Here is a 6449-nt window from a genome sequence, read left to right as displayed (position 1 = left end):
TGAATTTGTATGTATGCCCAGTCAACAGGTGCATGGGCTTGAAAGTCGTAGAGTCGTTTTTCAAACTATCCTTGTCCATTTTCTCCTGCTTCACCACCTTGATACTATCCTGAATCTTATAGCTTTTTACTTCCAATTCCGTTAGCGGAACGGGACGAAGCGTTTCCCAATAAGTAGTGTCGCGCTTGTTGGCCAGCGAATCCACGCTGACCGAATCCTGCCGCACGGCCCGCACGTCCTGTCCGGCGGCTTTACGCTCCTTTTTCTCCTCCTTCTCGTATTCCTTAATGATTTTGCGGAAATTTTTGGTGGAAAACTTCTTTTGCTGCTCGATCATTTTTTCCAAATCGGCCTTTCGCGAAACCGACGGGACACTTTCTTCTTTTTTATGATCGAGAATCGTGATGTCCTCTTTCAAATTGGGGTCGATGTTCAGCTTCTGATAATTCATCGACACCACGTATTTGAACTCCCCGGCAAATCCCAGGTACCCGCCCTCGATTTTGAACTGCTGGTTGATCGGCAACCAAACATTTTGCACCGGACTAAACAGCTGCTTCACCCGAATCCGCAACCCCTGATATATCGTTTCCAAATCGAAGCTATGGATCGCCCAGCGGTCTTCGATGATGTACAAACTTCCTCGAAAAGTACCCTCGCCAAAAGCCTTGGGAATCACCTTAATCTTGTTTACGATTTCGCCCCGGTCTTCAAAAAATCCTTCGTACTCAAACTTATAGTGGGCGAAGGCTTTGGGCGAAAGCGGTGTGGTGGCCCCGCCGACTTCAGGACTATAAAAACTCGCCAAAACATATTGGTTGGGCGTAGGTGTACTGTTATCCAGGCTATTGCGGGTGGAAAGAATCTTCTGGTTATAGGTATTCGGTCTTCGGTAAGCGATTTCGGTAATGCTTTCATTCAGGAACGCCTTACCTTCTTGCACGCCTTCTTTTTTCAATCGCCTTTCCAGCAAAAAAGGAATCTTAGTGGGCAGCGCTGTGCTGCGGGTGTAGGCACGGGCGGTGTAGCTGCGCACCTGCAACTGGTGAAACCGCGCCTTTGCGATGGCCCTTCGCATGACGCTATAAGCCGGGTCTTCCTTGCCTTTGCCGACCCGCGCCGCATCAAGGTTGAGCGGTTGCTCCTCTAGCGTGATGTTCAGTTCCAGGAAATCTTCACCAATCGTGACGGTTTTGGTAATGGTCTTGAAACTTAGGTACTGGAAAACTACCTCGTATTTCCCCGCCGGGAGTGAGAGTTCGTAACGGCCTTCGGCGTTGGAGAGGGTACCCGTGCTGGTACCTTGCAAGACGATGCCCGCGTAAGGCAACGGCTCGTTGCGAGTCGTCGTGATCAGGCCGCGAATACCGCCTGCCTGGGCGATATTTACAAACAAGATGAGTAGGAAGAGTAGTCTTAGACGCATTTACTTGCAGAGAAGAATTTCACACTAAACGAACATTGCGTTTGGGTAGTAGGTTAGGTCAGGAAGTTTTACAGAATTTTTTAAAAGCAAAAATCACATGCAAAAGCCCATTGCCCTCATCACTGGTCCGACTTCTGGAATCGGCAAAGTTACTGCGCTTGAACTCGCTAAGCGCGGTTTTAACCTGATTCTTTTAGCCAGAAACGCTAAAAAAGCGGATGAATTACAGATGGAAATAGGCGATCAGGCTGAAACTTCTTTTGTGGAATGTGATCTATCCAGTTTGGAGTCGGTAAAGCGGGCGGTAGAGCAGGTGAAAAGCAACTACTCGCGGTTAGATCTGCTCGTCAACAACGCTGGCCTGATGATGAGTCACGGGGAAATGACCCAGGATGGCATCGAAACTACCTTCGCAGTCAACCACGTAGGGCATTTTCTGCTAACTACCGAACTGATCGATTTGTTGGCCGCCGGAAAGGACGCTCGCATCGTTCATGTTTCGTCCGGCGCACACCAGATGGCGAAGTTTCGCACCGACCAGTTGGTGCATCCCGAGAAATTCAGCACAATTACCACCTACGCCAACTCGAAGTTAGCCAACATCCTGTTTTCCAACGAGCTGGCTGAGCGGTTGCAAGCAAAAGGCATTACCTCCAACGCGCTCCATCCGGGATTCGTTGCTTCCAGTTTCGCTTCTAACACCTCGGGACTGGCCAATATTATCATGTTTCTGGCTAAACCTTTCGCGAAGTCGGTGCAGGAGGGCGCGCGGACGAGCCTTTACTTAGCGACTTCACCGGAACTGCTAACCGTTACGGGTAAGTACTTCGATGACGCAAAACCCAAAACACCCAGTAAAGAGGCCCAAAGTGAAGTTTTGGCTACCAAACTCTGGGAACTGAGTGAAGAACTAGTGAAAGATTACAGACCTGCCAAAGCCTGAGTAAGGTCATCGATCAAATCATCGGCGTGTTCCAGGCCCACCGAAATCCGCAAAAGATTCTTCGGCGTCAGCGTGTCCGGGCCCTCGACCGAGGCGCGGTGTTCGATCAGGCTTTCCACGCCGCCCAGACTGGTGGCGGCCGTGAATAATTGCAGTTTTTTGATAAGATGTAAGGCTTCCTCCGCGCCGCCCTTCACCTGCACCGAGAGCATGGCCCCGCCACCGGTCATTTGCCGTTGGCTGACTTCGTAGCCCGCGTGGGTAGGTAGTCCTGGATAGTGGACTTTATCCACAGCAGCGTGACCTTCCAGAAACTCCGCCAGCCGCTGTGCGTTGGCGGCTTGCTGCCGCATCCGTACAGCCAAGGTTTTGATGCCCCGTGTCACCAGCCAGCAGTCGAAGGGCGATGGTGCCGCCCCACCGAGGGTTTGGAGCTGGCGGGCGCGTTCGCTCAACTCGCTTTTTGATTTAAAAATCAAGGCCCCGCCCAGCACATCGCTATGGCCGCCGAGGTACTTGGTAGTAGAGTGCATCACGACGTCACAACCCAGATCGAGCGGGCGTTGCAAAAGGGGTGTCGCCCAGGTGTTATCACAAACCGTAATGATGTTGTACTTTTTTGCAAGGGTGGTTATTGCTGCCAAATCACTCACTTTGAGTTGAGGATTGGAAGGCGTTTCCAGCCAAATCACCTTGGTTTCGGGGCGAATTGCATTCTCTACCTCCTCAATTTTAGTCGTGTCGACTTTACTGAAAGTCAGGCCCCACGCCACGAAAAAATCCTGCAACAGCGAAGGCGTACCGTAATAAGCATCGTCGGGTAGGAGGACATGGTCGCCGGGCTTTAAACATTGAAAAAAAGTCATGGTAGCAGCCTGACCCGAAGCGAAAGCGACGGCCTCTTGGCCGCCTTCCAGCGTGGCCAGGGCCTGTTCGAGCTGCTGGCGGTTGGGGTTGCCGGCTCTTGTGTAAAGGTACCCCGCCGGGAGTTCGTAGTTTTCGTCGCGTTCGTACGTGGTAGAAAGGTAGATCGGCGGGACTACGGCGGCGGCATTTTTGTCTTGGTAGTTGGCGTAGTGAAGGGCAAGAGTTTCTGGTTGCATCTTTTTAGGGTCACGGAACGGTCCGCCGCGCGGTTGCGCAGAGTTTTTTTCAAAGTACCGGATTTTTGCCCGATTTTTGTTTGGGATAAAATGAAAACTCACCTATCCAAACTTATGGTTTCATTTTTTAATAAAAATATACGACTACTCTTGCTGATGCCCCTTGCCATCCTGATCCTAAATTTTGGTGTCCGAGCACAGGGCATTCAGTTTCAGGAAGAAGACATCGACCTGCTCGTGGCCAAAGCGAAGAAGGAGGGCAAGCTAGTGTTTGTGGAAATATATTTGAACGGTTGTCCGCACTGTGAGGCATTGGCTCCGGTTTTGGAGGAGAAGAAAGCAGGCGATTTTTTCAATCCCAAATTCGTGAGTGCGAAATACGAAGCCAACGCTTCCCTCTCCAAAGCTCTGCAGGAAAAGAAAAAGCTGCACTATCCCGAGTTTCCACTTTTGTTCTTCTTCAACGCTGATGGAACGCTTATTCACCAAGCTACCCCTTCGGACCAACCCACAAGGCCCGAATTCATCGAGGAAGTCCTGCGTCATGCCAACGACGCTCTTTCGCCCGCCACGCGCACCAGCAGCTACGCGGCCCGCTACCAGCAAGGCGATCGAAACCTTGATTTCCTTATCAACTACGCCAAGTACACCAAAACTACCCGCGACACGCTTCAATCGACCGTTCTGGCTGATGAGTTCGGGAGAACATTCACTAAGCCCACCGATCTGGAAAACCCGTACGGGTTCTACATTATTAGCCGTTTCATCTCTGATTTCAACAACCCCATGGCGCAATATTTCTTCCAGCACCTCGACACTTATCGTAGCCAGCACGGCGCGCGGGAAACGCAACAAGAGGGCGAAAGTATATTATTTCAAAGCCTATATGGAAAGAATTCCGACGCCTTGCTCTCCTCGGAGGTAGTTGCCATGCGCAAGGCGATGGAATCGCTCGGCGTAGCACCCAACGTCGCGGCTATGCGAACGATATTGAAGGAGTTGGAAGCCTATTTTCGCGAGAAAAATACGACGGCCGCCACTGCTCGTTTCGACGAATACCAAGCCGATAACTTCCTGCGAACTACCGACTACGCTTACATCTTGCGATTTTTTAACGAGAAAGCCCCGGACAATTCATACGCAGAGAAATTAGTTGCGTGGACCGACAAAGCTCTGAAAACCGTCAGGCCCGATGAAGTGAATAAGCCCGAAGTGGCCGAGCTACACCGTGAGCAGTCGGAAGCATATTTAAAATTAGGAAAAAAGGTAGAAGGAAAGGCCGCCGCCGAAAAGGCGTTAACAGTTGCCAAAACCGCAAAGGAAAAGACCGAGGTTTATGAGAAACAGGTCGCGAAATTCAAATAGTCTTTGTTGCATTACCCAAAGTCAGTAAATTGAATCGGTGCCTAGCTTGATAAACATATGAAAATCACCATTTTTTGTTTGACCTTTATTTCGCTAACCTGTTTTGGTCAGACAGCCCGCGACTCAAACTACCGAGGACTCGCAGCCTACCACCACGACTACTTCACCATAGGTGTCTCCGTGGCGCCTCAGTCCGTCGAGCCGGGCGATGAAGCAGAATTGATTAAGAAAAATTTCGCCAGCCTGACGGCTGAAAATGTGATGAAGCCGCAGCCCATTCATCCCGATGAAGATCGCTACAACTGGGACCCCGCTGACCAAATCGTGGCCTTTGCCCAGGAAAACGGCATGAAAGTACGCGGCCACACGCTTTGTTGGCACAATCAAACACCCAAATGGTTTTTTGAGGACAAAGATGGCAATCCCGCCAGTCGAGAACTGCTCCTGCAGCGCCTGCGCGACCACATTCACGCTGTGGTGGGCCGGTATAAGGGGAAAATATACGCCTGGGATGTCGTGAACGAAGCCATCGCCGAGCAAGCTGACAAGATGTACCGCCCCACGAAATGGTACCAGATGCTGGGCGAAGAGTACATCGCCAAGGCCTTCGAGTACGCCCATGAGGCCGATCCCGACGCGCTGCTTTTTTACAACGACTTCGATACCGAAAAACCCGCCAAGCGTGACCACGTTTACCAAATGCTTAAAGCTTTGCTGGACAAAGGAGTCCCCATCCATGGCATGGGTTTACAAGGACATTGGTCTATTTACGACGATCTGACGGCGGCGGGGCTGGAGGAATCCATCACCCGCTTCGCTAGTCTTGGACTGACGGTGCAAATCACGGAGTTAGACATTTCGGTTTATCCGAAAGACTGGAACCGCAAGGAAAAGCTCGCGAGCGACACGACTTCCTTCACGCCCGAAAAAGAGCAAATGCAGATCGACAAATACCAAATGATTTTCGACGTTCTGCGGAAACACAAGGATAAAGTTTCGGGCGTCACATTTTGGAATATCTCCGACCGTCGCACCTGGCTCGACACATTTCCCATTAAAGGCCGTAAAGACTACCCTTTGCTATTCGATGAAGCTTTGCAGCCGAAGAAAGCATTCTGGAAAGTGGTCGATTTTGAAAAATAAATCTTGAAAAACTATCAAATCTTTCACGCACCAAGAAAAATATGAGAAAGGGTACCGTAATCCTGGTTGCTATTATTTTAGCAAGTTGTAATACGGATTCGTCCTCGCAGGCAGGCATCGACTCGACCGCCGTGAAAAGTACCATTGCCGACGGACACAATTCCAGGAATTCAATCGATTTCGCCGGAACTTACACGGGCGTATTGCCCTGCGCCGACTGCGAGGGCATCGAAACCAAAATCACGCTGAATCAAGAGGGTACTTATGCCAAAAAAAGCACCCACCTGGGTAAGGGTAATGACAATTCTTTTGAGGAAAAGGGTAACTATACCTGGGACGCGAACGGACAGCAAATTACCCTGGAAGGACAGGATAAACCAAATCAGTACTTTGTAGGTGAAAATACGCTGACACAATTGGACATGGAGGGGCAGAAAATTGAAGGTGATCTGGCCGCGATGTATGTGCT

At 50.5% G+C, this 6449-nt stretch carries 6 protein-coding genes; 4 read left to right on the top strand and 2 right to left on the bottom strand.

Features of this window, described 5'->3' with window-relative positions; all coding sequences use genetic code 11:
• Positions 1 to 1426 (bottom strand): DUF5686 family protein (locus tag ACEW8P_RS26560; RefSeq protein ID WP_373516084.1); only part of this gene is annotated, 1426 nt, incomplete at its 3' end.
• A 97-nt stretch (positions 1427 to 1523) separates the two neighbouring features.
• On the opposite strand from ACEW8P_RS26560, the gene ACEW8P_RS26555 reads away from it, so the two are divergent.
• The gene (locus ACEW8P_RS26555; RefSeq protein WP_373516083.1) at positions 1524 to 2369 is read left to right on the top strand and encodes an SDR family oxidoreductase; all 846 of its coding nucleotides are present in this window, start codon (positions 1524 to 1526) and stop codon (positions 2367 to 2369) included.
• Here the strand turns inward: ACEW8P_RS26555 and ACEW8P_RS26550 are convergent.
• On the bottom strand, positions 2348 to 3472 hold the full coding sequence (locus tag ACEW8P_RS26550; RefSeq protein WP_373516082.1) for a PLP-dependent aspartate aminotransferase family protein: 1125 nt from the start codon (positions 3470 to 3472) through the stop codon (positions 2348 to 2350). The two genes, ACEW8P_RS26555 and ACEW8P_RS26550, sit on opposite strands and share 22 nt — an antisense overlap.
• Before the next feature lie 114 nt (positions 3473 to 3586).
• On the opposite strand from ACEW8P_RS26550, the gene ACEW8P_RS26545 reads away from it, so the two are divergent.
• From ACEW8P_RS26545 to ACEW8P_RS26535, 3 genes are all read left to right on the top strand, one after another.
• Positions 3587 to 4837: a TlpA family protein disulfide reductase gene (locus ACEW8P_RS26545; protein ID WP_373516081.1), complete on the top strand. Its 1251-nt coding sequence runs from the start codon at positions 3587 to 3589 to the stop codon at positions 4835 to 4837.
• A 57-nt stretch (positions 4838 to 4894) separates the two neighbouring features.
• Positions 4895 to 5980: an endo-1,4-beta-xylanase gene (locus ACEW8P_RS26540; RefSeq protein ID WP_373516080.1), complete on the top strand. Its 1086-nt coding sequence runs from the start codon at positions 4895 to 4897 to the stop codon at positions 5978 to 5980.
• Positions 5981 to 6021: 41 nt separating this feature from the next.
• Positions 6022 to 6449: copper resistance protein NlpE (locus tag ACEW8P_RS26535; RefSeq protein ID WP_373516079.1), on the top strand; the 428-nt coding region annotated here is incomplete at its 3' end.

Source organism: Persicitalea sp. (assembly GCF_041751555.1).
Taxonomy (GTDB): Bacteria; Bacteroidota; Bacteroidia; order Cytophagales; family Spirosomataceae; genus Persicitalea.
This window is presented reverse-complemented; position numbering and strand designations above follow the sequence as displayed.

Excerpts from the sequence above, each read along its gene's own strand:
- ACEW8P_RS26555 (WP_373516083.1), top strand. The coding sequence starts at position 1,524 with ATGCAAAAGCCCATTGCCCTCATCACTGGTCCGACTTCTGGAATCGGC.
- ACEW8P_RS26550 (WP_373516082.1), bottom strand. The coding sequence starts at position 3,472 with ATGCAACCAGAAACTCTTGCCCTTCACTACGCCAACTACCAAGACAAA.
- ACEW8P_RS26545 (WP_373516081.1), top strand. The coding sequence starts at position 3,587 with ATGGTTTCATTTTTTAATAAAAATATACGACTACTCTTGCTGATGCCC.
- ACEW8P_RS26540 (WP_373516080.1), top strand. The coding sequence starts at position 4,895 with ATGAAAATCACCATTTTTTGTTTGACCTTTATTTCGCTAACCTGTTTT.